Source organism: Micromonospora sp. NPDC050200, from assembly GCF_040656135.1.
Classification (GTDB): domain Bacteria; phylum Actinomycetota; class Actinomycetes; order Mycobacteriales; family Micromonosporaceae; genus Micromonospora.
This window is the reverse complement of record NZ_JBFALG010000080.1, coordinates 1-21,626: the sequence shown is the minus strand read 5'-3', so window position 1 is coordinate 21,626 and position 21,626 is coordinate 1. Positions and strand designations below refer to the sequence as shown.

General features: G+C 74.0%; 19 protein-coding genes and 2 pseudogenes. All 21 read left to right on the top strand.

Annotation, left to right across the window (positions count from 1 at the left end; genetic code table 11):
* Positions 1 to 62: 62 nt before the first annotated feature.
* Positions 63 to 1,793 (top strand): penicillin-binding protein 2, encoded by a 1,731-nt coding sequence (locus AB0I41_RS31435; protein ID WP_357114289.1) that lies wholly within the window; start codon positions 63 to 65, stop codon positions 1,791 to 1,793.
* Positions 1,794 to 1,845: 52 nt separating this feature from the next.
* Positions 1,846 to 3,408 carry a UDP-N-acetylmuramoyl-L-alanyl-D-glutamate--2,6-diaminopimelate ligase gene (locus AB0I41_RS31430; RefSeq protein ID WP_357114287.1) on the top strand — a complete coding sequence of 521 codons (1,563 nt, stop codon included), beginning with the start codon at positions 1,846 to 1,848 and terminating at the stop codon, positions 3,406 to 3,408.
* Positions 3,405 to 4,835 carry a UDP-N-acetylmuramoyl-tripeptide--D-alanyl-D-alanine ligase gene (gene murF, locus AB0I41_RS31425; protein ID WP_357114286.1) on the top strand — a complete coding sequence of 477 codons (1,431 nt, stop codon included), beginning with the start codon at positions 3,405 to 3,407 and terminating at the stop codon, positions 4,833 to 4,835. The genes AB0I41_RS31430 and murF overlap by 4 nt, the downstream gene beginning before the upstream one ends.
* On the top strand, positions 4,832 to 5,965 hold the full coding sequence (gene mraY / locus AB0I41_RS31420) for a phospho-N-acetylmuramoyl-pentapeptide-transferase (protein WP_357114285.1): 1,134 nt from the start codon (positions 4,832 to 4,834) through the stop codon (positions 5,963 to 5,965). The genes murF and mraY overlap by 4 nt, the downstream gene beginning before the upstream one ends.
* 288 nt (positions 5,966 to 6,253) lie before the next feature.
* The gene (locus AB0I41_RS31415) at positions 6,254 to 7,660 is read left to right on the top strand and encodes a putative peptidoglycan glycosyltransferase FtsW (RefSeq protein ID WP_357114288.1); all 1,407 of its coding nucleotides are present in this window, start codon (positions 6,254 to 6,256) and stop codon (positions 7,658 to 7,660) included.
* Positions 7,660 to 8,766, top strand: coding sequence for an undecaprenyldiphospho-muramoylpentapeptide beta-N-acetylglucosaminyltransferase (murG, locus tag AB0I41_RS31410; protein ID WP_357114284.1), 1,107 nt, complete (start codon positions 7,660 to 7,662; stop codon positions 8,764 to 8,766). The genes AB0I41_RS31415 and murG overlap by 1 nt, the downstream gene beginning before the upstream one ends.
* Positions 8,767 to 8,848: 82 nt before the next feature.
* On the top strand, positions 8,849 to 10,342 hold the full coding sequence (gene murC / locus AB0I41_RS31405) for a UDP-N-acetylmuramate--L-alanine ligase (RefSeq protein ID WP_357114283.1): 1,494 nt from the start codon (positions 8,849 to 8,851) through the stop codon (positions 10,340 to 10,342).
* The gene (locus AB0I41_RS31400; RefSeq protein WP_357114282.1) at positions 10,339 to 11,157 is read left to right on the top strand and encodes an FtsQ-type POTRA domain-containing protein; all 819 of its coding nucleotides are present in this window, start codon (positions 10,339 to 10,341) and stop codon (positions 11,155 to 11,157) included. The genes murC and AB0I41_RS31400 overlap by 4 nt, the downstream gene beginning before the upstream one ends.
* A gap of 242 nt (positions 11,158 to 11,399) precedes the next feature.
* Positions 11,400 to 12,515: a cell division protein FtsZ gene (gene ftsZ, locus AB0I41_RS31395; RefSeq protein WP_357114281.1), complete on the top strand. Its 1,116-nt coding sequence runs from the start codon at positions 11,400 to 11,402 to the stop codon at positions 12,513 to 12,515.
* Positions 12,516 to 12,524: 9 nt separating this feature from the next.
* Positions 12,525 to 13,271 carry a YggS family pyridoxal phosphate-dependent enzyme gene (locus AB0I41_RS31390; RefSeq protein ID WP_357114280.1) on the top strand — a complete coding sequence of 249 codons (747 nt, stop codon included), beginning with the start codon at positions 12,525 to 12,527 and terminating at the stop codon, positions 13,269 to 13,271.
* 192 nt (positions 13,272 to 13,463) lie between these two features.
* The gene (gene sepF / locus AB0I41_RS31385) at positions 13,464 to 14,156 is read left to right on the top strand and encodes a cell division protein SepF (protein WP_357114279.1); all 693 of its coding nucleotides are present in this window, start codon (positions 13,464 to 13,466) and stop codon (positions 14,154 to 14,156) included.
* 29 nt (positions 14,157 to 14,185) lie between these two features.
* Entirely contained in the window at positions 14,186 to 14,485 is a 300-nt protein-coding gene (locus AB0I41_RS31380; protein ID WP_357114278.1) for a YggT family protein, read from the top strand.
* Positions 14,486 to 14,536: 51 nt separating this feature from the next.
* Positions 14,537 to 15,337: a DivIVA domain-containing protein gene (locus AB0I41_RS31375; protein WP_357114277.1), complete on the top strand. Its 801-nt coding sequence runs from the start codon at positions 14,537 to 14,539 to the stop codon at positions 15,335 to 15,337.
* Positions 15,338 to 15,408: 71 nt separating this feature from the next.
* Positions 15,409 to 15,741, top strand: a pseudogene (locus AB0I41_RS31370) (hypothetical protein); the annotation flags it as partial.
* 486 nt (positions 15,742 to 16,227) lie between these two features.
* Positions 16,228 to 16,533, top strand: a complete 306-nt coding sequence (locus AB0I41_RS31365) for a DUF167 domain-containing protein (protein WP_357114275.1) — start codon at positions 16,228 to 16,230, stop codon at positions 16,531 to 16,533.
* Between the two features lie 22 nt (positions 16,534 to 16,555).
* On the top strand, positions 16,556 to 18,058 hold the full coding sequence (locus tag AB0I41_RS31360; protein WP_357114273.1) for a potassium/proton antiporter: 1,503 nt from the start codon (positions 16,556 to 16,558) through the stop codon (positions 18,056 to 18,058).
* Between the two features lie 224 nt (positions 18,059 to 18,282).
* Positions 18,283 to 18,702, top strand: coding sequence for a TraR/DksA C4-type zinc finger protein (locus AB0I41_RS31355; RefSeq protein ID WP_357114271.1), 420 nt, complete (start codon positions 18,283 to 18,285; stop codon positions 18,700 to 18,702).
* Positions 18,703 to 18,762: 60 nt separating this feature from the next.
* The gene (gene lspA / locus AB0I41_RS31350) at positions 18,763 to 19,389 is read left to right on the top strand and encodes a signal peptidase II (RefSeq protein WP_357114269.1); all 627 of its coding nucleotides are present in this window, start codon (positions 18,763 to 18,765) and stop codon (positions 19,387 to 19,389) included.
* Positions 19,386 to 20,330 carry an RluA family pseudouridine synthase gene (locus tag AB0I41_RS31345; protein ID WP_357114268.1) on the top strand — a complete coding sequence of 315 codons (945 nt, stop codon included), beginning with the start codon at positions 19,386 to 19,388 and terminating at the stop codon, positions 20,328 to 20,330. The genes lspA and AB0I41_RS31345 overlap by 4 nt, the downstream gene beginning before the upstream one ends.
* A 36-nt stretch (positions 20,331 to 20,366) precedes the next feature.
* Positions 20,367 to 21,293: a hypothetical protein gene (locus AB0I41_RS31340; RefSeq protein ID WP_357114266.1), complete on the top strand. Its 927-nt coding sequence runs from the start codon at positions 20,367 to 20,369 to the stop codon at positions 21,291 to 21,293.
* Between the two features lie 98 nt (positions 21,294 to 21,391).
* Positions 21,392 to 21,626, top strand: a pseudogene (locus tag AB0I41_RS31335) (hypothetical protein); the annotation flags it as partial.

Here is a 21,626-nt window from a genome sequence, read left to right as displayed (position 1 = left end):
GCCGGGTAGGCGGCCGCCGGGTAGCCGTACGCCGGATACGCGGGGGCCGCGTACGGGTCGACCTGGCCGAGCCGCGCCGCCGGCTGCGGCTGGGCACCATGCTGGTCCTGGCGCTCTTCGTCACCATCGGCATCCGGCTGGTCTTCCTCCAGGCCGTCGACAGCCCGGCGTACGCGGGCGCCGGCGTCTCCTCCCGGCTCACCCGGGTCGACCTGCCCGCGCCACGTGGCGCCATCCTCGACCAGAAGGGTGCCCCGCTCGCCCGCAGTGTCGAGGCGCGGTACGTCTACGCCGACCCGGAGCAGGTCAAGGACCGCGCGGCGACCGCGCGGCTGCTCTCCCCGCTGCTCGGCGTCCCCGTATCCGAACTGGCCGACAAGATGACGCGGCGGAAGCTGCCCGGCGGCGGCTGGTCGCAGTTCCAGTACCTGGCCCGGGGCGTCGACATCGTCAAGGCCAAGCAGATCGAGGCGCTCGACCTCCGCGGCATCGGGGTGCACCGCGACGAGCGGCGCGAGGTGCCCGGCGGCGACCTCGCCGCCAACCTGGTCGGCTTCGTCAGTCAGGACATGAACGGCCTGGAGGGCCTGGAGGCGCGCTACGACAAGCTGCTCCAGGGGCAGGACGGCAAGCGGGTCTACGAGGCCGGGCAGGGTGACCTGGACGCGCCCATCCCCGGCGGCTACAGCCAGACCACCCCGGCCAAGCCGGGCAGCTCGCTGGTGCTCACCATCGACCGGGACCTGCAGTACCAGGTGCAGCAGGTGCTCGGCCGGCACATGGCGCAGACCCGGGGCAGCGTGGGCGCCGCCGTGGTGCTGGACGTGGCGACCGGCGAGGTGCTGGCCCAGGCCAGCCACCCCACCTACAACGCGGCCAACCCGGGGCCGAGCCGGCCGACCGACCGGGAGGACGCGGCGACCAGCTTCGTGGTCGAGCCGGGCTCGGTGCACAAGGCGATCACCTTCGGCGCGGCGCTGCAGGAGGGCGTGATCACCCCCGACACCACCCTTCCCATCCCCAACGCGATCACCAGGGGCGACACGCCCTTCTCCGACACCCACCCGGCGAACGGCCGGCGGATGAGCCTGCCCGGGATGATGGCCTTCTCGTCCAACGTCGGCACCATTCAGATCGCCGACGAGCTCGGCCCGGACCGGCTGATCGACTACCAGAAGCGGTTCGGGCTGGGGCAGGCCACCGGCGAGGGCATGCCGGGGGAGGCCACCGGGCGGCTGCTGCCCGCCGACGAGTGGAGCCTGTCGTCGTACGGGTCGGTGCCGATCGGGCACAGCGTGGACGCCACGCCCCTGCAGATGGCCGCCGCGTACGCCACCATCGCCAACAACGGCACCTACGTCCAGCCGCACCTGATCAGGGAGATCATCGGGGCGGACGGGAAGCGGACGCCGGCCGAGCCGCCGGTCACCCGGCCGGTGCTCAGCCCGCAGCACGCCGCCGCGCTGCGCACCATCCTGGAGGCGGTGACGACCGTGGAGGGGGCGACCGGCGTGGCCGCGGCGGTGCCCGGCTACCGGGTGGCCGGCAAGACCGGCACCGGTTGGCGGCTGGTCAACGGCGAGAAGCAGCCCGGCGAGGTCGGCTCGTTCATCGGGATGGCCCCGGCGGAGAAGCCCCGGTACGTGGTGGCGGTCTTCGTGTGGAGCCCCGGCGGCGAGGGCGGCTCGGTGGCCGCCCCCGCCTTCCGCGAGATGATGGGTTTCACGCTGCGGCACTACCGGGTTCCGCCGTCGGGCGGCAAGGCTCCCAAGTTCGAGGTCTTTCCGCGCTGAGCGGCCACGGCGGGACATCATCGGTGGGTGGCGACGAACCACCGGGGCGGCTGTGCGGTCGGAACCGGACGACCGGGTAGGGTCTGACGCCGTGCCCGGCAATCCACGTCCCCGCACCGTGCCCGGAGTCCGGCTCGGCAACCTCGCCGCCCGGCTCGCCGTCGCGTCGCCCGAGGGTGCCGCCGACGTGACGGTGACCGGGGCGACCCACGCCAGCCAGGAGGTCCGCCCCGGCGACCTGTACGCCGCGCTGCCCGGCGCCCGCCGGCACGGCGCGGAGTTCGCCGCCGACGCCGCGGCCGCCGGCGCGGTGGCCGCGCTGACCGACCCGGCCGGCGCCGCCGCGGTGGCCGCGGCCGGCCTGCCCGCCCTGGTGGTGCCCGACCCCCGGGCGGCGCTCGGTGACCTCGCCTCCGCCGTCTACGGCGATCCGACCGCGGAACTGACCGTGATCGGGGTCACCGGCACCGCCGGCAAGACCTCGACCGCCTACCTGGTCGAGTCCGGGCTGCGCGCCGCCGGGCACACCACCGGCCTGATCGGCACCGTGGAGACCCGGCTGGGCGACCTGGTGATCGACAGCGTGCGGACCACCCCGGAGGCGACCGACCTGCACGCCATGCTCGCCGCCGCGCGCGAGCGCGGGGTGACCGCGGTGGTGATGGAGGTCTCCAGCCACGCCCTGACGATGGGGCGGGTCGGCGGGGTCCGGTTCACCGTCGGCGGCTACACCAACTTCGGCTCCGACCACCTCGACTTCCACGCCGACTCGGCCGACTACTTCGCGGCCAAGGCTCGGCTCTTCGACGGTCGCTGCGCGGTCGAGGTGCTCAACCAGGACGACCCGGCGCTGCGGCCGCTGTTCAAGCCCGCCACGGTCAGCTACTCGGCGGCCGGCGACCGCGCCGCCACGTGGTGGGCCGACGAGGTCGGCGGCGAGGGGTACGCCCAGCGCTTCACCGTCCACGGCCCGGACGGCCTGGTGCTGCCCGCCGGGGTGGCGCTGCCCGGCCGGCACAACGTGGCCAACGCGCTGCTGGCCATCGCCAGCCTGGTGGCCGCCGGGGTCGACCCGGTGACCGCCGCCGAGGGGGTGGCCGCCTGCGGCGGCGTCCCGGGGCGGCTGGAGCTGGTCAGCGCGGCCGGTCCGGTGCGCGGCGTGGTCGACTACGCGCACAAGTCCGACGCCATCGTGGCCGCCCTGGCCGCGCTGCGCGAGCTGAGCGCGGGCCGGCTGATCTGCGTGATCGGCGCGGGTGGCGACCGGGACCGGGGCAAGCGGCCGGTGATGGGCGCCGCCGCGGCGGAGGGGGCCGACGTGGTGCTGGTGACCGACGACAACCCGCGCACCGAGGACCCGGCCGCGATCCGGGCCGAGGTGCTGGCCGGGGCGTACGCGGCCGGCACGGCCGCCCGGATCATCGAGGCCCCGGGCCGGCGGGCCGCCATCGCCGAGGCGGTCCGGCTCGCCGAGCCGGGCGACGTGGTGGCGCTGCTCGGCAAGGGGCACGAGCGCGGCCAGGAGGTCGGCGGCGAGGTGCACCCGTTCGACGACCGGGTGGAGCTGGCGGAGGCGCTGGGGGCCCGCTTCGGGGACCTGGCGGGTCGTCGGTGATCCCGCTGAGCCTGGCCGAGGTCGCCTCGGCCGTCGACGGCCGCCTCGTCCGCGTCGACCCGGACGCCCGGGTCACCGGCCCGGTCGAGTTCGACTCGCGCAAGGTCACCGCCGGGGCGCTCTTCGTCGCGTTCCCCGGGGAGAAGGCCGACGGGCACGACTACGCGGCCCGTGCGGTCGAGGCGGGCGCGGTGGCGGTGCTGGGCACCCGGGAGGTGCCCGGGGTGCCGATGGTGCTGGTGGGCGACGCGCTGACCGCGATGGGCCGGCTGGCCCGCGCCGTGGTGGACCGGCTGCCCGAGCTGACCGTGGTCGGGCTGACCGGCTCGTCGGGCAAGACCACCACCAAGGACCTGATCGCCCAGCTGACCGTCCGGCTCGGGCCGACGGTGGCCCCGCCCGGCTCGTTCAACAACGAGCTGGGGCACCCGTACACGGCGTTGCAGGCCACGCCGGAGACCCGCTTCCTGGTGCTGGAGAAGGGCGCCCGCGGGGTGGGGCACGTGCGCTACCTCTGCGACGTGGTGCCGCCCCGGATCTCCGTGGTGCTCAACGTCGGGGTGGCGCACCTCGGCGAGTTCGGCACGGTGGAGAACATCGCCCTGGCCAAGGGGGAGCTGGTCGAGTCGCTGCCGGCCGACGGGCTGGCCGTGCTCAACGCCGACGACCCCCTGGTCGACGCCATGGCGACGCGCACCGGGGCCCGGGTGGTCCGGTACGGCGAGTCCGCGCACGCCGACGTCCGGGCGGTCGAGGTGACCCTCGACGACCGGGGTCGGCCGTCGTACACCCTGGTCACGCCGGAGGGGAGCGCGTCGGTGCGGCTCGGGCTGACCGGCCGGCACCAGGTCTCCAACTCGCTGGCCGCGGCGGCGGTGGCCCGCGAGCTCGGGATGCCGCTGGCCGAGGTGGCCGTGGCCCTCGGCGAGCTGGGGCTGGTCTCCACCCGGCGGATGGACGTCTTCGACCGGCCCGACGGGGTGACCGTGATCGACGACTCGTACAACGCCAACCCGGCGTCGATGGCGGTGGCGCTGCGCGCGCTGGCCGGCCTGCGCCGGGAGGGGCGTATCTTTGCCGCGCTCGGCTACATGGCCGAGCTGGGCGACTTCGAACGCGACGGGCACCGGGAGGTCGGCCGGCTCGCGGCCGAGCTGGGTGTGGACCGGCTGCTCGTGGTGGGCGAGCCGGCGGCGCCGATCCACGAGGGCGCGACAGCGGTAAGTGACTGGGGAGGAGGGTCGGTGCTGCTCACCGATCAGGCGGCGGCCGTCGAGGTGCTGCGAAGCGAGCTACGACCGGGCGACGTGGTCCTGGTGAAGGGCTCCCGGTACCGCACCTGGGAGGTGGCCGACGCGCTGCGCGCCGACGCCGCCGGACAGGCAGCCGCCGGCAACGGCGCGGCCGGGGACGGGGCGACCGCATGAGGGCGGTCATCATCGCCGTCGGCGTGGCGTTCCTGGTCTCGCTGCTCGGCACCCCGATCGCGATCAAGGTGTTCACCCGGCTCAAGGCGGGCCAGCCGATCCGGGCCGAGGGCCCGGCGATGCACCAGACCAAGAAGGGCACGCCGACGATGGGCGGCGTGGTCTTCATCCTGGCCACGGTGATCGCGTACGTCGCCGGCCACCTCGCGCTGACCACCCTGCCGGACGCGCAGATCGCCCAGGTGGAGCCGACCATCACCGCGCTGGTGCTGCTCGGCCTGATGGTCTTCTCCGGCGCGGTCGGCTTCATCGACGACTTCCTGAAGGTCCGCAAGCGGCACAGCGGCGGCCTGAACAAGCGCGGCAAGCTGGCCGGCCAGATCCTGGTCGGGGCGATCTTCGGCATCGTGGCGCTCTACTTCCCGAGCACCATGTACGACGTGTCGGGCGCCCGGACCAACGCCGAGACGGTGGGCAGCACGACGCTCAGCTTCATCCGGGACATCCCGGCGCTGGACCTGACGAAGGTCGGCGCGGTCGTCCTGTTCATCTTCGTGGTGATGGCCGCGACCAACGGGGTGAACCTCACCGACGGCCTGGACGGCCTCGCCACCGGCGCCTCGGTGATGGTCCTCGCCGCGTACGCGCTGATCGCGTTCTGGCAGTACCGGCACTGGTGCGCCGACCCGAGCTACACCGCCAACCCGAACAACTACTGCTACACGGTCCGGGACCCGCTGGAGATCGCGCTGATCGCCGGGGCGGCGGCCGGGGCCTGCGTCGGCTTCCTCTGGTGGAACACCTCGCCGGCCCGGATCTTCATGGGCGACACCGGCGCGCTCGGGCTGGGCGGTCTGATCGCCGGCATGGCGATGTCCACCCGGACCATCCTGCTGCTGCCGATCATCGGCGGGCTGTTCGTGATCATCACCATGTCGGTGGTGATCCAGATCATCTCCTTCCGGACCACCGGCAAGCGGGTGTTCCGGATGTCGCCGCTGCAGCACCACTTCGAGCTCGCCGGCTGGAGCGAGGTCAACATCGTGGTGCGGTTCTGGATCATCGCCGGGATCGGCGTCGCCATCGCCCTCGGCCTGTTCTACAGCGACTTCCTGGCCAGCATGAGCTGAACCGCGACGCCAGCATGGCCGGGCCGCGGCGCCAGCATGGGCTGAGCCGCGACGACGCGCAACGGGGGTCCCTCATAGCCGAGGGGCCCCCGTCGCGCATTCCGACACGCCGACCGGGCCGAACGGCGGGAACGGGCCCGGAGAAGCGGCGATGATGGGCTCGTGGGGGAGGACCGAGCCGGCACCGGCACGACGACGACGGCGGAGACCCAGGCGCGGCGGGCCGCGGGCGCGGGGCGTACCGCCGACCCGCCGGCGGCGATCACCGGCCTGGACGCGGCCGGCGGCCTGGCGGCGCTGCGCGGCCTGCTGGCCCGCCCGCTGGCCTCCTACTACCTGCTGCTGTCCAGTGCCGGCCTGCTGCTGCTGATCGGCCTGACCATGGTCTTCTCCGCGACCAGCGTGAAGGACTACGCCGAGGCGGGCGACGCCTCGGCGTCGGTGACCAAGCAGGCCGTCTTCGCGGTGATCGGCATCGTCGCGTTCTGGGCCTGCCAGCGCCTGCCGGCCAGCACCTTCCGCTCCCTCGGCCGGCCGCTGCTGGGCACGGCGGTGGTGCTGCTGCTCGTGCTCAACCTGCTGGTGGCCCTGGACTCGCTGTTCGGGATCAAGGCGCTCGGGCCGCTGCGGGCCAACCTGCTCTGGCTCAACCTCGGGCCGATCCAGGTACAGCCCTCCGAGCTGGCCAAGCTCGCCCTGGTGCTCTGGGGCGCGCACGTGGTCGCCCGCAAGGGCGCCGCGCTCGGTTGGTGGAAGGAGCTGGCCACCCCGCTCTTCCCGGTGGTCGGGCTGCTCTTCGTGCTGGTCGGTTACAACGACCTGGGCACCATGCTCTGCCTGCTGGCGATCGTGGTGGGGCTGCTCTGGGCGGCCGGGGTGCGGAAGCGGGTCTTCGCCGCCCTCTCCGCGATCGGCCTGGTCGGCATCGGACTGCTGGTCGCGGTGGCCTCGCTCGGTGCGGGCTCCGGCGCGGCGGGCGACGAGAACTATCGACTGGCCCGGCTCACCTACTTCATCAACGCGCCCGAGCCGGCCAAGTGCCTGGAGGACAGCTGCTGGCAGATGGTCCAGGCCCGCAACGCCATCGAGCACGGCGGCTGGTTCGGCGTCGGGCTGGGCAAGAGCAGCCTGAAGTTCGGCTGGCTGCCGGCGGCCCACAACGACTTCATCTTCGCGGTGATCGCCGAGGAGCTCGGGGTGGTCGGCTGCACCGTCATCCTGGCGCTCTTCGCCGTGCTGGCCTACACCGGGCTGCGCATCGCCCGGCGGGTCGAGGACCCGTTCCGCCGGCTCACCGCCGCCGCGATCACCGCCTGGCTGGTCGGCCAGGCGGTGATCAACATCGGCGGCGTGATCGGCCTGCTGCCGCTGACCGGGGTGCCGCTGCCGTTCATCTCCGACGGCGGCAGCGCGCTGGTCGTGACGCTGGCGGCGGTCGGCATCCTCGCCTCGTTCGCCCGCGCCGAGCCCGACGCCGCCCGAGCCCTGCATGCCCGTCCGCCGGCCCGGTGGGTCCGACTACTCTGGGCCCCGTTGCCGCCGCTTCCCGGCCGGCGTCGCCAACCGGCGCCGCCACCGGCTGCCCGAGGGTCCGTGCCCCGGGCGCGGGCGCGGCGGTCCGACGACCAGGCCGCACCGCGCGGCGGCCGGCAGGGCCGGACCCGGGGCGGGACGGCGAACGAGAGGAGACGCTGATGGGTCCGCTGCGTTCGGTGGTGCTCTGCGGAGGTGGTACGGGTGGACACATCTACCCGCTGCTCGCCTTCGCCGACTGCCTGCGCCGACACGACCCGGGCGTCCGGATCACCTGTCTGGGCACCCCCAAGGGCCTGGAGAACGAGCTGATCCCGCCGGCCGGCTACGACCTGCGGCAGATCCCGGCGTACCAGCTGCCCCGCTCGGTCAACATGAGCCTGGTCCGTACCCCGGACCGGATGTGGAAGGCGGCCCGCGCCGCCGGCAAGGTGATCGACGAGGTGCGGGCCGACGTCGTGGTCGGCTTCGGCGGGTACGTCTCCGTCCCCGGCTACCTGGCCGCCTGGCGCCGCGAGCTGCCGATCGTCATCCACGAGGTGAACGTGCCGCCGGGCGTGGCCAACCGGCTCGGCATGAAGTTCACCAAGAACGTCGCGGTGGGCTTCCCGCACCAGCCCGCGCAGGCCGAGTCGCTGCGCGACGCCCGGGTGGTCGGCGTGCCGCTGCGCCGGGGCATCGCCGGGCTGGACCGGGTCGCCATGCGCAACGCCGCGCGGGCCCACTTCGGACTCCGCCCCGACCTGCCGGTGCTCTTCGTCGCCGGCGGCTCGCAGGGCGCCCGCTCGATCAACCTGGCGGTCTCCGGCGCGGCCAAGGAACTGGCCCGCAACGGCGTGCAGGTGCTGCACGTGATCGGCGCGCGCAACGAGCCGGTGCCGGTCCCCACCGACCTGCCGGTGCCGTACGTGACCCTGCCCTACCTGTCCGAGATGGAGCTGGGCTACGCCGCCGCCGACCTGATGCTGGGCCGGGGCGGGGCGATGACCTGCGCCGAGGTGGCCGCCATCGGGCTGCCCGCCATCTACGTGCCGTACCCGCACAGCAACCAGGAGCAGAAGCGCAACGCGCTGCCCGTGGTGGAGGCCGGTGGCGGGCTGCTCGTCGACGACGCCGAGCTGACCCCGGACTGGCTGGAGCGGACGGTCGTCCCGCTGGTCCGGGACCCGCACCGGCTCGCCGCGATGGGCAACGCCGCGGCCGCGTACGGGCGGCGGGACGGCGACGTCGCGCTGCTGAACTTCGTCTACGAGGCGGTGGCCCGGTGAGCGCGAGGAGCGCGCTGGCGAGCCCCGCGGTCGCGACCAACGGCGGTGCTGTGACCGGCGCCGCGACGGGAAGGTACTCGGAATGAACACCGCGCAGTTCACCCCGGCCGGCACGCTCACCGCGGAGGATCTGGGCCGGATCCACCTGATCGGGGTGGGCGGGGTCGGCATGAGCGGCCTGGCCCGGCTCTTCCTCACCCGCGGCCTGCCGGTCTCCGGCAGCGAGCTGCGTGAGTGGCCGTCCCTGGCCGGGCTGCGGGCGCTCGGCGGGACGATCCACCTGAGCCACGAGGCGGCCAACCTCGACGGCGCGGACACGGTGGTCTACTCCTCCGCCATCCCGCAGGACCACCTGGAGATGGTCGAGGCCCGCCGGCGCGGCCTGCGGGTGCTGCACCGCTCCGAGGCCCTCGCCGCGGCGATGACCGGCCGCCGGACGGTGGCGGTCGCCGGCACCCACGGCAAGACCACCACCACCTCGATGGTCACCATGGTGCTCCAGCAGGCCGGGGTGGACCCGTCCTTCGTCATCGGCGGCGAGATCTCCGAGGTCGGCTCCGGCGCGCACCACGGCACCGGCGAGTACTTCGTGGTCGAGGCGGACGAGAGCGACCGCTCGTTCCTGATCTACCGCCCGTACGTCTCGATCATCACCAACATCGAGGCGGACCACCTCAACACCTACGGCGACCTGGCCAACCTGGAGGCGACCTTCGCCGAGTTCGCCCGGCTCACCGACCCGGACGGTGTCATCATCACCTGCGCCGACGACCCGGGCAGCCGCCGGCTGGCCGAGACGCTGCGCGCGGAGGGCCGCCGGGTGCACACCTACGGCGAGGCCGCCGACGCCGACCTGCGGCTGCGCGAGATGGCCTCCTCCGCGCAGGGGGTGCGCTACCTGGCCGAGATCGACGGCCGCTCGCTGGGCGAGATCCGGCTGCCGGTTCCCGGCCGGCACATGGGGCTCAACAGCGCCTCGGCGGTGCTCGCCGCGTACCTGCTGGACCTGCCGGTCGAGGCGGCCGAGGCGGCGCTGGCAGCGTTCCCCGGCGTACGCCGGCGCTTCGAGCGCAAGGGCGTCGCCGACGGCGTGCTGGTCTACGACGAGTACGCGTACCACCCGACCTCGATGACGCTGGCGTTGCAGACGCTGCGCGAGGTGGCCGGCGACGGCCGGCTGATCGTGGTCTTCCAGCCCTACCGGCTCTACCGCACCCGGGACCTCCAGGCGGAGATCGCCGCGGCGCTGGGCATCGCCGACGAGGTGGTGCTGCTGGAGGTCTTCGGGCCGGGTGAGCTGCGCCAGCCGGGGGAGGGCTCGGCCGCCCTCGTCGAGGCGGTGTCGCTGCCCGCCGGGCAGAAGATCTTCGTCGACTCCTGGGACGAGGCCCCGGTGGAGGTGGCGAAGCGGGCCCGTCCCGGTGACGTGGTGGTGACCATGGGCGCGCCACCGATCTCGCTGATGGGCGACCAGCTGCTCGACGCCCTCACCGCGCGCACCCCCGGCGGCGCCGTCGGCGGGACGGCCCTCGGCGCGGCCGTCGACCCGGACGGCGCGGCCTCCGCCGCCGGATGAGCCCGGGCCCGGCGCGGGGCCGTACCGCGGGCACGGACGGCGGCGGCCCCCGGCGCGGGCCGGTCCGGCGCTGGCAGCTCGTCCGGGCCGGCAGCGACGCGGTCCCGCCGTCCACCCGACGGTTCATGGCCCGGGCCCGGCAGCGGCGGATGCGGGCGGCCCTGCCCTGGGCGGTGGCCGCCGGGGTGCTCGCGGTGGCCGCGCTGGTCGCCTGGACGGTGCTCGGCACCGGGCTGTTCGGGGTCCGCGAGGTCCGCGTGGTCGGCGCGGAGCTGGTCACCCCGGTCGAGGTGCGGGACGCGGCGGCGGTGCCGGACGGCGTCCCGCTGGCCCGGGTCGACCTGGCCGCCACCGCCCGCCGGATCGGCGCGCTGGCCCCGGTCGAGCGGGCCACGGTGACCCGGGACTGGCCGGGCACGCTGGTGGTGACGGTGGTCGAACGCACCGGGGTCGCGGCGGTGCCGCGGGACGGGCAGTTCGTGGTGGTCGACGCCGACGGGGTCGTGTTCCGAACGGTGCCGCGCGCCCCGGACGGCCTGCCGGTGGTCCGCCTGGCCACCCCCGGCCCGGACGATCCCGGCACCCGGGCCGCGCTGGAGGTGCTGGCGGTGCTCACCCCACAGCTGCGCGCGGAGCTCGCCGAGCTCACTGTGGAGGGTCTGGCCCGGATCAGCCTCACCCTCCGGGGGGACCGGAGGGTCGTCTGGGGCGACGCGACCCGGGGGGTGGACAAGGCGCGGGTGGCCACCGCGCTGTTGGGTCGCAAGGCCGACACGATCGACGTCAGCGCGCCTGACGTGGTGACCTTCAAGTGATTCCGCGTCGGAGCGTGAGCCGTCCCGCTAAGGGCGGCGACACGCCGGGCAGGTCCTTGGCTCTCGGCGTGGGGGCGCTTACGTTGCCCCGAAGAGGATCAGTGGTTGACATAACTGTAAGCCTCTAGTAGAGGGTGAGGGTTCAGCCCTGGTCCTCTGTGGTGACAGCTGTCGTCGACCGCCGGTCTGGCCACGCCGTACCCGGTCGGGGCGATGCCAATCTCGAAGGGAAAGGACCGGAGATGACACCTCCGCACAACTACCTGGCGGTCATCAAGGTCGTCGGCATCGGTGGCGGCGGCGTCAACGCCGTCAACCGGATGATCGAGGTTGGGCTCAAGGGCGTCGAGTTCATCGCGATCAACACCGACGCGCAGGCGCTGCTGATGAGTGACGCCGACGTCAAGCTCGACGTCGGCCGGGAGCTGACCCGGGGCCTCGGCGCCGGCGCCAACCCGGACGTCGGCAAGAACGCCGCCGAGGACCACCGCGACGAGATCGAGGAGGTGCTCAAGGGCGCCGACATGGTCTTCGTGACCTGCGGCGAGGGCGGCGGCACCGGCACCGGCGGCGCGCCGGTGGTGGCCAACATCGCCCGCAAGCTCGGCGCGCTCACCATCGGCGTGGTGACCCGGCCGTTCTCCTTCGAGGGCAAGCGCCGCCAGGTGCAGGCCGAGTCCGGCATAGACGAACTGCGCAACCAGTGCGACACGCTGATCGTCATCCCGAACGACCGGCTGCTGGCGCTCGGCGACCGCAACATCTCCATGATGGACGCCTTCCGCACGGCCGACCAGGTGCTCCTCTCCGGTGTCCAGGGCATCACCGACCTGATCACCACGCCGGGTCTGATCAACCTGGACTTCGCCGACGTCAAGAGCGTGATGAGCGGCGCCGGCAGCGCGTTGATGGGCATCGGCAGCGCCCGCGGCGAGAATCGCGCCGTGGAGGCGGCCGAGGCGGCCATCTCCAGCCCGCTGCTGGAGCAGAGCATGGACGGCGCCCGGGGCGTGCTGCTCTCCATCGCCGGCGGCTCCGACCTCGGCCTCTTCGAGATCAACGACGCGGCCCAGCTGGTCACCGACGCGGCGCACCCCGACGCCAACATCATCTTCGGTGCGGTCATCGACGACGCGCTCGGCGACGAGGTGCGGGTCACGGTCATCGCGGCCGGCTTCGACGGCGGCGCGCCGGCGTACAAGGCGGCCGAGGCGCCGCGCAAGACCAACCAGAACCAGCCGGCGCCGCAGAACCCGCCGGTCACCCCGCCGGCGACCATGCCGCCCCCGCAGCAGTCGCCGCGCCGGGTGCTCTTCGACGACGTGGACGTGCCCGACTTCCTCAAGAACGGGTCCTGAGCGCCGCCGATGACCGACCAACCAGCCACGGTGCGGCCCGACCGGCGTGCCGAACTCGCGGCCGGGCTGGCCCGGGTCCGCGCCCGGATCGCCGACGCCTGCGCCGCCGCCGGACGGGACCGCGCCGAGGTCACCATGATCGCGGTCACCAAGACGTACCCGGCCGGCGACGTGGTCGCGCTGGCCGGGCTCGGGGTGACCGACGTGGGGGAGAACCGCGACCAGGAGGCCGCGCCGAAGGCGGCCGAGGTGGCCGCGGCCGGGGTGTCCGCCCGCTGGCACTTCATCGGCCAGCTGCAACGCAACAAGGCCCGCTCGGTGGTCCGGTACGCCGACGTCGTGCACTCGGTGGACAACGTCCGGCTGGCCCGGGCCCTGGACGCCGCCGCGTCCGCCGGCCGGGACCGGCCGCTGGACGCGCTGGTGCAGGTCAGCATCGACGGGGATCCGGCGCGCGGTGGCGCGCTGCCGGACTCGGCCGACCCGGACCGCGGCCTGGGCCCGGTGGCCGAGGGGCTGGCCGGGGCCGGCGGGCTGCGGCTGGCCGGGCTGATGGCGGTGGCGCCGCTGGGCTGGGAGCCGGAGCGGGCGTTCGCCCGGCTCGCCGAGGTGGCGGCGCGGTTCCGCGACCGGCACCCGGAGGCCGGGGCGCTCTCCGCGGGCATGAGCGGCGATCTGGAACAGGCCATCGCGTACGGCGCGACACATGTCCGCGTCGGCAGCGCGTTGCTCGGAATGCGTTCCACGCTGCGGTAGCCTGACCACGGTAGAAGCAAATTACATCTGTGTTGTTCAGGAACGGCGTCCCGTTGTCGGGGGCCACGGCGGGCGGCCGCGAATCGCCTGCCGGGGGATTGCCGCTCCGATCCGGTGGGCATGGATTGTCCACTCGTGATCAGGCGACACGGCACGGGGGTGCGTGCCGCACGGCGGACGGAAGGGCGCGGGATGGGTGCACTGCGCAAGGCGGGGGTCTGGCTCGGTCTCGTCGAGGAGGACGACGAGCGGGCCTACGACGACGGCGGCTACGACAAGCCCGGCTACCGCGACTCGCGGTACCGGTCGAGCCGGTACTCCGAGGAGTTCGCCGACGACGATGACGACGAGTCGGAGGAGCCGCCGGCACCGCGCCCGCGGCTCGGCGAGCGGGGCCGGCTGAGCGAGCGGGGCATGAGCCGGGCCCTGGAGGACCGGGCCGACGACGACCGTCCGGAGCGCGTCGAGCGGTCCAGCGTCCGGTCGATCACCCGATCGGGCGCGGGGGAGACCTCCGGCGCGCTGACCTACCACACCCGGGACAACCTCGCCCTGGCCCCGCAGACCCAGCCGCGCGAGCGCGCCGTGGTGGCCGAGGAGGAGCAGCGCTACCAGATCACCACGCTGCACCCGACCACCTACCGTGAGGCGCGCACCATCGGCGAGCACTTCCGCGACGGCGTACCGGTGATCATCAACCTCACCGAGATGGACGAGGCCGACGCCCGCCGCCTGGTGGACTTCGCCGCCGGTCTCGCGTTCGGGCTGCGCGGTACGATCGAGCGCGTGACCAACCGGGTGTTCCTGCTCTCACCGGCCAACGTCCAGGTCACCGCGGAGGACAAGGCCAAGATCGCTGAGGGCGGCTTCTTCAGCCTGAGCTAAGTCCGCCTGACCGAGGGACGTCGTCTGCCGTGTTGTCGATCGTGCTCCAAGCGCTGTACCTGATCCTGTACCTCTTCCTAATTGTGCTGTTGGCCCGATTCGTTCTCAGCGCGGTCCTCCAGTACGGTCGCCGGTGGCAACCGGGGCGCGGGGCGTCGGCGGGACTGGAATCCGTGTGGAGCGTCACTGATCCGCCTCTCAAGGCGTTGAGGCGGGTGATCCCTCCACTGCGAATTGGTACCGTGAGCATCGACCTGGCTTCCCTTGTGCTCCTGGTTATCCTGTTCGTGCTGATGGAGTTCGTGTTGAAGCGGTTGATCATCGGATAACGACCGGTGAACCAGCCCGCTACGCGGCCGCAACTGACCCGAGGAGTTTCGATGCCGCTGACCCCGGCCGACGTCCACAACGTCGCCTTCAAAAAGCCGCCGATCGGCAAGCGGGGCTATGACGAGGAGGAGGTCGACGCCTTCCTGGACGAGGTCGAGCGTGAGCTTGCCCGTCTGATCGAGGAGAACAACGAGCTGCGCGCCCAGGTGGAGCGCGGCGGCCGTGGTGGCGCCCCCGCCGGCCCCGGCGGCGACGCCCGGCTCGCGGCGGAGCTCAACGACGTCAAGGCCCAGCTCGACCGGGTGCAGCGTGACAAGGCCGCGGCCGAGCAGGCCGCCCGGGCCATGCAGGCCGAGCTGGAGCAGGTCCGCGCCACCGGTGGCCCGGCTGCCAACGCCGACGGCGAGCAGCAGGCGCTGCGGGTGCTGATGATGGCCCAGCGCACCGCCGACGACCACGTCTCCGACGCCCGCCGCGAGGCCGACCAGCTTCTCTCCGAGGCCCGGTCGAAGGCCGAGGAGGTCACCCGCGAGGCGCGCGCCAAGGCCGACGCCCTCGAGCGTGACGCCCGGCAGCGGCACCAGGAGGCCATGGGTGGCCTGGACGCCAAGCGCACCGCGCTGCAGAAGCACATCGAGGAGCTCAAGCAGTTCGAGCGCGAGTACCGCACCCGGCTCAAGGCGTACCTGGAGAGCCAGCTGCGGGACCTCGACGGCCGGGGCCAGGGCCTGGAGGCCGAGATGACCCGCACCGAGGGCGCTCGCGCCGCCGGCGGCAACGGGCTGGCCACCGCGGGCCTCGCCGGCTCGTACGGCGGCGGTCGCTCCGGCGCTCTCGAAGCCGGTCGCTGATCCACGGTCGGCGGCCGTCGCCCGACGGTCGTCGACCGCGCCACACCGACACGACGCGGCGGGGGTGAGCGATGATAGTCGCAAGTCTGCTGCTCATCCTCGTCGCGGTCGTACTGCTGGTGCTCGGTCTCGCTGACGGCTCCAGCACCCTGTTGATCAGTTCCATCGCGGCCAGCCTGTTGGCCGCCGTCGCGTTGGTCGCGGGCGCCCGCCAGGTGGCCGCCGCCAGGGCGACGACGGACCGGCCCGGGCCGCGCGCTGGCCGGGGATTCCGGGGTACGCCCCGCTCCACCGCCCCGCCGGAGCCCTACGCCCCGGTGGAGCCGGAGATCCCCGTCCAGCACGTTCCCACGACGATCGGCACCGGTGGCGACGGGTGGCGGCAACCGCCCGAGCCGCCGGTGACCGGCGACGCCGACCCGTGGGAGCCGCACGCCGAGGCCCCGTGGGAGCCGGAGAGCATGGCGGCGCGCCGCGCACCGGAGTCGGCCGGTGCCTGGGAAGCTGCGCCGGCCACGGACCGGGCCGCCGACGACGGCGGCCCGTGGGAGTCGGTGAGCCCCGCGCCGGGCCGTTCCTGGCGCGACGGGGAGCCTGCCGGCGACTGGGCGGCGGAGCAGGCCGAACCGGTCGGCGGTGCTCTCGACGACGAACCGGAGGCCCAGGACGTGTCCCCCGCCGACGCCGCGCGGGTGGCCCGGCTCGACACCGAGGTGCGGGTGGTCGACGGCCGTCCCCGCTACCACCTGCGCTCCTGCCCGCACCTGCTCGGCCGGGACGACGAGCCGCTGCCGATCTCCGAGGCGCTCTCGCTCGGCTTCACCCCGTGCGCGGTCTGCGCGCCGGACACCACCCTGCTCGCCGACGTCCGACCGAGCTGAGTCGCGTCGATGCCCACCGGGGAGCCGCTCACCGTCGCGGTACGCGTCAAGCCGGGCGCCTCCCGCGCCCGGGTCGGCGGCCGTTTCGACGGCCCGCACGGTCCCGCCCTGGTGATCGCGGTGAACGCGCCGGCGGTCGACGGGCGGGCCACCGAGGCGGCCCGGCGGGCGCTGGCCGGGGCGCTCGGCGTACGGCCGGCCGCGGTGTCGCTGCGCACCGGGGCGGCCAGCCGCGACAAGCTGTTCACCGTCGAGCGTCCGACCCCCGGGCTGACCGACCTGCTCCGCCGGCTGCGCGACGGATCGGACGGGTGAAGGCACTCCGGGTCGGTGGCCCGTGACGCCCGGGCTGGACCTCGCGCTGCTGCTCGGCGCCGCCGTCCTGCTGGTGGCGGTCGGCGCGGTCCGCTTCTCCACCCGCCTGGGCGTGCCGAGTCTGCTGGTCTACCTGGCGCTCGGGGTGGCGCTCGGGGAGGGCGGGCTCGGCATCCGCTTCAACGACGCGGAGCTGACCCGGGCACTGGGCTTCTGCGCGCTGATCGTGATCATCGCGGAGGGCGGGCTCACCGCCCGGTGGAGCACGCTGCGCCCGGTGCTCGGGCTGGCCGCCGCCCTGTCCACGGTCGGGGTGCTGGTCAGCATCCTGGTCGTCGGCCTGGTGGTGCACCTGCTGCTCGACCTGGACTGGCGGCTCGCCCTGCTCTACGGCGCGGTGCTCTCCTCCACCGACGCGGCGGCGGTCTTCGCCACGCTGCGCCGGCTGCGCCTGCCGCCCCGGCTGGTGGCCGCCCTGGAGGCCGAGTCCGGGATGAACGACGCCCCGGTGGTGATCCTGGTGGTGCTGCTCTCCCGCAGCGCCGAGGGCGGTCACCCCTGGTGGTACGAGGTGTTGCTGGTCGGCTACGAGCTGAGCCTCGGGGCGGCGGTCGGGGTCGCCGTCGGGCTGACCGGCCGGTTCGCGCTGCGTCGCGCGGCGCTGCCCTCGTCGGGGCTCTACCCGATCGCCGCGGTCGGCTTCACCGTGCTGGCGTACGCGGCCGGGGCGGTGCTGCACGCCTCCGGCTTCCTCGCCGTGTACGTGGCCGGGGTGCTGCTCGGCAACGCCCGGCTGCCGCACCGGCAGGCCATCCTGGGCTTCGCCGACGGGCTGGCCTGGCTGGCCCAGATCGGCCTGTTCGTGCTGCTCGGGCTGCTGGCCACGCCGAGCCGGCTGGACGCGGCGGTGCTGCCGGCCGTGGTCACCGGCCTGGCGCTGCTGCTGGTCGCCCGGCCGCTGTCGGTGCTGGTCGCCGCGCTGCCGTTCCGGGTCAACCTGCGCGAGCAGGCGTTCCTGTCCTGGGCCGGGCTGCGCGGGGCGGTGCCGATCGTGCTCGCCACCATCCCGCTCTCCGAGCGGGTGCCCGGGGCGGACCGGCTCTTCGACGCGGTCTTCGTCCTGGTGGTGATCTTCACGCTGTTGCAGGCGGGCACGCTGGCGCCGGCGGCCCGCCGATTGCGGGTGACCGCGCCGGCCGAGCTGGCCGAGATCCGGGTGGAGACGGCACCGCTGGAGCGGATGCGGGCGGACCTGCTCCAGCTGGAGGTGCCGCCGGGTTCCCGGCTGGCCGGCGTGCACGTGGACGAGCTGCGGTTGCCGGTGGGCGCCTCGGTGACCCTGGTGCTGCGGGACGGGGCGGGCTTCGTGCCCGGCCCGGACACCCGGCTCAAGACTGGCGACAGCCTGCTGATCGTGGCTACCGCCGGAGTGCGGGACGAGGCGGAGCGGCGGCTGCGCGCGGTCAGCCGGCGGGGTCGACTGGCCAGGTGGTTTGGCGAGTACGGCGAGGATCGGGAGGGCTGATCTGCTAGCGTTCCCTTTGCCCCATTTAGGGCTTACCAGGGGCTGAATAGCGGCACGACGGTGCGCCACGTTGTCGGACGCCTGTACGTTCCGTATTCTTGCCAACCTCCGGAGTGCGCGGCCCTCGTTGCCGTGCGCCCGTTTTGTTACGTGGGGGACGCCAGGCCGGTGGCCCCTGTCCGGACACCGCCGAGCGCCGCGCTACGCGGCTGAGGGAGCTGACGATGGCGAAGCCAGCCGACACCAGGACCGCCGGCCGCAAGCCTGCGGTGAGGGCCACCCGCAGCGCGGCGGAGACCGAGAAGATCCGGGCGGCCCTGGCGGCCCGTCGGGACGAGCTGCGTGCCGAGTACGATCAGACGCTGAGCGAGATCACCGAGCTGCAGCGCGACCGGCTGACCGACTCGGCCGGGGACGACCAGGCCGACACCGGCACCAAGACGTTCGAGCGCGAGCAGGAGATCTCCCTCGCCAACAGCATCCGGGAACGGATCACGCAGGTCGAGCGGGCACTGGAGCGGCTCGACGAGGGTGGCTACGGGTGGTGCGAGCGGTGCGGGAACCCGATCCCGGTGGAGCGGCTCGCCGCCTTCCCGTCGGCGACCCTCTGCGTGACCTGCAAGCAGCTGGAGGAGCGGCGCTGACGTCCGCTCCCCGGCGCAAGACGGTGAACCCTCACCGTCGGGACAGTCGATGGGGAGTCGATGACCACAGCACCGACCGCCGGATCCGGCACCGCTGAGCCGGGCGACGGAACGCCCCGCCGCAAGGCGGTCGTGGTCCTGGTCAGCATCGCCCTCGTGGCCCTGCTGGCCGACCTGCTCACCAAGCACCTCGCGCTGGTCACGCTCGACGACCGGGGGCCGGTGCGCCTGCTCGGCGGCGTGGTCTACCTCACCCTGACCCGCAACAGCGGGGCGGCCTGGAGCATCGGCGCCGACCACACCTGGGTCTTCCCGCTGATCACCATCGGGGTGGTCGGCTGGATCGTCTGGATGGCGGTGCGGCTGCGGTCCCTGCCGTGGGCAGTCTCGCTCGGCCTGGTGCTGGGCGGGGCGCTGGGCAACCTCACCGACCGGATCTTCCGCGCTCCCGGCCACTTCGTCGGGCACGTGGTGGACATGGTCAGCCTCTTCGACCCGTACGGCCAGGTCTGGCCGGTGTTCAACCTGGCTGACAGCGCCCTGGTCTGCGGGGTGCTCCTCGCCGTGCTGCTCGAACTCACCGGCCGCCAGCGCGACGGCAGCCGGGCCGGCGTGGAGCGCGCGGCCGACGACGCCCCGGCCGGCGCCCGGGACGCCGCCGACGCCGAGCCCCGGGGGCGGGCATGACCTCGGCCTTCGCCGCCGGCGGCGACCACCGTTCCCTGCCGGTCCCGGACGGACTCGACGGCATGCGCCTGGACCAGGCGGTGTCCCGGCTCTTCGGGCTCTCCCGCACCGTCGCGGCGGCCCTGGTCGACGCCGGTGACGCGCTGGTCGACGGCGCCGCCCGGCCCAACTCGCACAAGGTGAAGGCCGGCTCCTGGCTGGAGGTGACGCTGCCCGCCCCGGCCGCGCCGCCGACCGTGGTGCCGCAGGCGGTGCCGGGCCTCACCGTGGTCTACGCCGACGACGACATCGTGGTGGTGGACAAGCCGGTCGGCGTGGCCGCCCACCCCAGCCCCGGCTGGACCGGGCCGACCGTGATCGGCGGCCTCGCCGGGATCGGGCACCGGATCTCCACCAGCGGCGCCGCCGAGCGGCAGGGGGTGGTGCACCGGCTCGACGTGGGCACCACCGGCATCATGGTGGTGGCCAAGAGCGAACAGGCGTACAGCGCGCTGAAGCGGGCGTTCAAGTACCGCGAGGTGGAGAAGCGTTACCACGCCGTGGTGCAGGGGCACCCGGACCCGCTGCGCGGCACCATCGACGCCCCGATCGACCGGCACCCGCACCACGACTACCGCTGGGCGGTGGTCTCCGGCGGCAAGCCGAGCATCACCCACTACGACACCCTTGAGGCGTTCCCGGCGGCGAGCCTGCTCGACGTGCGGCTGGAGACCGGTCGTACGCACCAGATCCGGGTGCACTTCTCGACGCTGCGCCACCCCTGCGTGGGTGACATCACCTACGGCGCCGACCCCACCCTGTCGGCCCGGCTCGGGTTGAGCCGGCAGTGGCTGCACGCCCGCTCGCTGAGCTTCCTGCACCCGCGCACCGGTGACGAGGTGACCTTCGTCAGCGAGTACCCCGACGACCTGGCGCGGGCACTGGCGATCCTGCGCGACTGACCGCACCTGATTCCGAGTCGACGAGGGGCCCCGCCGGTGAGCGTCGCCGTACCGCCACCGGCCGACCAGCGGACACCGCCGGCCGGCCGGCCGGACCGTGCCCGGCCGCGGTGGCTGACCTCCGCCGCGCTCGCCGCGGTGGGGGCGGTGCTGCTCACCGCCGGCTGGGCGGGCCGCCGGGAGGAGCCGGTGGGCGACCGCACGGTGGGCGAGGTCACCCGGGTCGGGGTGCGGCCGGGCGACGCGATCCCGGGGTACGTGCGCGCCGCCGCGGCCGAGCTGGCCGTGTTGCCGCCGTCGGAGTCGCCGTCCGGGACGTACGCGCTGGTGTCGTTCACCTCCTACCGGGCGCCGCGGGAGCTGCCCGGGGTGCTCGCCGACGTGCCGGTCTCCGAGGTGGTGACGCGGGTGCCGCTGCCCGACCGGCAGACCGAGGTGGTCCGCCTGCCGGCGCAGCTGCTGCCGCAGGACGTGGTCGCCGGGATGGCGACGGTGGCCGACCGCAAGGACCGGGAGGCCGCCGACCAGCGGACCCGGGCCGCCGGCACCGCCGAGGGCGAGCTGCGCCGGGTGTACGCCACCGGCGCGGAGGTGGCCGCACGGGAGGCGCAGGCGTACCGGGCGGAGTGCGGGTGCGTCTACGCGGCGGTGGTCCGCGCCGACCCGGCGGCGCTGCGGGAACTGGCCGCCCGGCCCGGGGTACGGGCGGTGGACCCGACCCCCGAGCTGCGCCGGCTGGACCGGGCGGTGGTCACCCCGCCGCTGCCCGAACAGCGCGACGTGGTGCGGCCGCCGGCCGACACCGCGTTGGTCCCGACCGGCCCGTCGGTGGGCGTTTCGTCGGAACAGGCACGGGACGTGATCGATCAATCACTCGCCGGATCGGCCGGGGTGCGGGCGCCGACACCGCCTCCGACCTCGCCGGACACCGGCCGCGGGGGTCGTCCGGCACCGGGCGGGTGAATATTGCCCATGGGGGATGTGCAAGGACAGGTGTGGTCCGAATAGGGTTTCGTTCGTAGCCTGTCAGGCGGAGATCGACGGCGCGGGGAGGGCGAGCCTTGGACGGCACAGAGACCGGCTGGGGCCGGTCGGCCGAACCGGCACCGCGGTGGCGGTCGTTGCTCGACCGCGCCCGGCTCGCCGGTCGCACCGCCGAGCAGGTGGAGGCCGACCGCCGGGCCGAGGTGCTCTTAGCAGTGCCTTTGCTGTATCCCAGAGGTCTTGATAGGTTGTGTCATCCAGTTCGAAGACATTTTTTACATTTCCATCTTGATTTCATTTTTCACCCAATGC

Excerpts from the sequence above, each read along its gene's own strand:
- mraY (WP_357114285.1), top strand. The coding sequence starts at position 4,832 with ATGAGGGCGGTCATCATCGCCGTCGGCGTGGCGTTCCTGGTCTCGCTG.
- AB0I41_RS31355 (WP_357114271.1), top strand. The coding sequence starts at position 18,283 with ATGGCGAAGCCAGCCGACACCAGGACCGCCGGCCGCAAGCCTGCGGTG.
- AB0I41_RS31390 (WP_357114280.1), top strand. The coding sequence starts at position 12,525 with ATGACCGACCAACCAGCCACGGTGCGGCCCGACCGGCGTGCCGAACTC.
- murG (WP_357114284.1), top strand. The coding sequence starts at position 7,660 with ATGGGTCCGCTGCGTTCGGTGGTGCTCTGCGGAGGTGGTACGGGTGGA.
- AB0I41_RS31365 (WP_357114275.1), top strand. The coding sequence starts at position 16,228 with ATGCCCACCGGGGAGCCGCTCACCGTCGCGGTACGCGTCAAGCCGGGC.
- AB0I41_RS31345 (WP_357114268.1), top strand. The coding sequence starts at position 19,386 with ATGACCTCGGCCTTCGCCGCCGGCGGCGACCACCGTTCCCTGCCGGTC.
- lspA (WP_357114269.1), top strand. The coding sequence starts at position 18,763 with ATGACCACAGCACCGACCGCCGGATCCGGCACCGCTGAGCCGGGCGAC.
- ftsZ (WP_357114281.1), top strand. The coding sequence starts at position 11,400 with ATGACACCTCCGCACAACTACCTGGCGGTCATCAAGGTCGTCGGCATC.
- sepF (WP_357114279.1), top strand. The coding sequence starts at position 13,464 with ATGGGTGCACTGCGCAAGGCGGGGGTCTGGCTCGGTCTCGTCGAGGAG.
- AB0I41_RS31375 (WP_357114277.1), top strand. The coding sequence starts at position 14,537 with ATGCCGCTGACCCCGGCCGACGTCCACAACGTCGCCTTCAAAAAGCCG.
- AB0I41_RS31400 (WP_357114282.1), top strand. The coding sequence starts at position 10,339 with ATGAGCCCGGGCCCGGCGCGGGGCCGTACCGCGGGCACGGACGGCGGC.
- murC (WP_357114283.1), top strand. The coding sequence starts at position 8,849 with ATGAACACCGCGCAGTTCACCCCGGCCGGCACGCTCACCGCGGAGGAT.